This window comes from Desulfurella sp. (assembly GCF_023256235.1).
Taxonomy (GTDB): domain Bacteria; phylum Campylobacterota_A; class Desulfurellia; order Desulfurellales; family Desulfurellaceae; genus Desulfurella.
This window is the reverse complement of record NZ_JAGDWY010000007.1, coordinates 9,317-11,153: the sequence shown is the minus strand read 5'-3', so window position 1 is coordinate 11,153 and position 1,837 is coordinate 9,317. Positions and strand designations below refer to the sequence as shown.

3 protein-coding genes are annotated in these 1,837 nt (G+C 28.4%); all 3 read right to left on the bottom strand.

The genetic code is table 11. From position 1 onward, the window contains the following. Positions 1-464 (bottom strand): zinc-ribbon domain-containing protein (locus Q0C22_RS00750; protein WP_291490180.1); only part of this gene is annotated, 464 nt, incomplete at its 3' end. Positions 465-481: 17 nt separating this feature from the next. Then, positions 482-1,123, bottom strand: a complete 642-nt coding sequence (locus Q0C22_RS00745; RefSeq protein ID WP_291490179.1) for a hypothetical protein — start codon at positions 1,121-1,123, stop codon at positions 482-484. Between the two features lie 57 nt (positions 1,124-1,180). After that, positions 1,181-1,813, bottom strand: a complete 633-nt coding sequence (locus Q0C22_RS00740; RefSeq protein ID WP_291490178.1) for a zinc ribbon domain-containing protein — start codon at positions 1,811-1,813, stop codon at positions 1,181-1,183. Positions 1,814-1,837: the final 24 nt, after the last annotated feature.

Genomic DNA, 1,837 nt, shown 5'->3' with positions numbered 1-1,837 from the left:
GCGCATGCAATTGAATTGTTTTTATTGCAAGCTATTGTATAAAAATTAATTGCTTGAGCTTCATCTTTTGGAATTTGCGTACCGTTTGCATACATATCTGCAAGTCTAACGCAAGAATCTACATTACCTTTATTGCAGGATTTAGCAAGCAGTTGAGCAGCTTTTGAATACTCTTTTTTGTCAATTAACTCAAGCGCTTTTTTGTGTAAAGAAAACATACTTTTGTATACAAAATAACCCCCAAAAGCCGCTATAGCAATTAATACAACAACAATTATAACTACAAGTAATGAGTCATTTTTAGGTTTTTGAATAACTTTTAAATCAGGTTTTAGTGAGTCTTTAGGTGTGTTTGTTTGTTTTTCTTCTTGTTTTTGTTTATCTTGTTGTGTAATATTGTAACCGCAAAACTTGCAAAACTTTGAAGAATCATCTATTTCTTTACCGCAATTTGGACAAAACATGTTTTGCTCCTTTAACACTAATTTTCTTTTCTTGTATTGCGCTCTATTGCAAGAAGCGCCAAAATGATTGAATACATAAATATTACACCAAGGCCCGAGAGAGCTATTATAAGGTATGTTGACTGACTTGATTGTTTTTTCATTTTGCTTTCTATTATTGAATTTATTTTTTGGTTAAATAAATCATTGTACTGTTTGTAATAATCGTCAAGCTTGTTTGCTGGGGCTTTTTCTAAAACCTCATAAAGTCCATCTAAGTAAGATTTCTGATATTTTGCGTCTATATTGTTTATGTTGCTTACTATATTGTTACTTATATTTTCAAAATTATCTTGAGGTAAATTTAACTTTTTTAGTATCAATTGTGTAATGGATGTTATTTTGTTTTGAATATATTGAGTCCGTTCATTTATTTGTGCAGTATTATTTGAGGTTGTAGCGTTTGTAGTATCTGGGTTTTCTTCATAATAGTTTGTTTTTATAGCTTTTTGAACATCGCTAAAGTTTACTTCAACAGAGCTTTTTGTAGGCAAAAAGTTTCCAACTATAACAACCAATGCGTATATCAGCATGATTAAACCAATAAATGCCATAAAAAAACTAAAAACTCTAACAAGTCTAAAAAAAATCTTATTTTCTACTTTGTTTAAAAATGACATAATTCAAAATACCTCCTAAGTAGCAATTTTTTTAAAAAAACGAAATTTTTGTATTTTTTAGACATAATCTTTATTTTTTAACAAATAAATTCCAATGATTGAGCCAGCCAAGTTTAGAAATAAGCATAACCAAAAAGCTAACGTGAAATCCATCGTTACTACTTGGCTTAATTTTACATTAAATAAAGAATTCGGTACGACTTGTTCATTTAATTGATTTATAGAATTATGCCTAAAAATAATTAGTATTAATAAGTTTAAAATACCAAGTCCGCTTGGTATAGCCAAATAAATAAGTTTTTTAGATTTAACAACATAAATTATTGAAAGAACAAAAGCTACAAGCCCAAATAAAAAAACAAGCAATACCAGTGTACTTTGAATATGTTCATTTCCTATATTTGTACCAAAAGCTAAATTTAAACCAGACAATGATATTTTTTTTGTAGGATCCATTGTACATGATACAAACATAAAAGGAAATAAAAACATTAATAAGGCTAACCCAAACGATGATGGAAATGCTTTTTTGATAAAACTTAAACTGGAAATAATGGATACAGTCTTTGAAAAATCAATATTTGATGCAGAAAATAAGTTTGTGTTTTGGTTTTTTTCAATTTTTGCTCCACAAAACTTACAAAACTTTGAAGAATCATCTATTTCTTTGCCACAGTTTGGACAAAACATTAACCCTCCTGGTGTATTATTTCA

Bases quoted from the DNA above. Each gene is read 5' to 3' on its own strand.
- Q0C22_RS00745 (WP_291490179.1), bottom strand. From the start codon at position 1,123: ATGTCATTTTTAAACAAAGTAGAAAATAAGATTTTTTTTAGACTTGTT.
- Q0C22_RS00740 (WP_291490178.1), bottom strand. From the start codon at position 1,813: ATGTTTTGTCCAAACTGTGGCAAAGAAATAGATGATTCTTCAAAGTTT.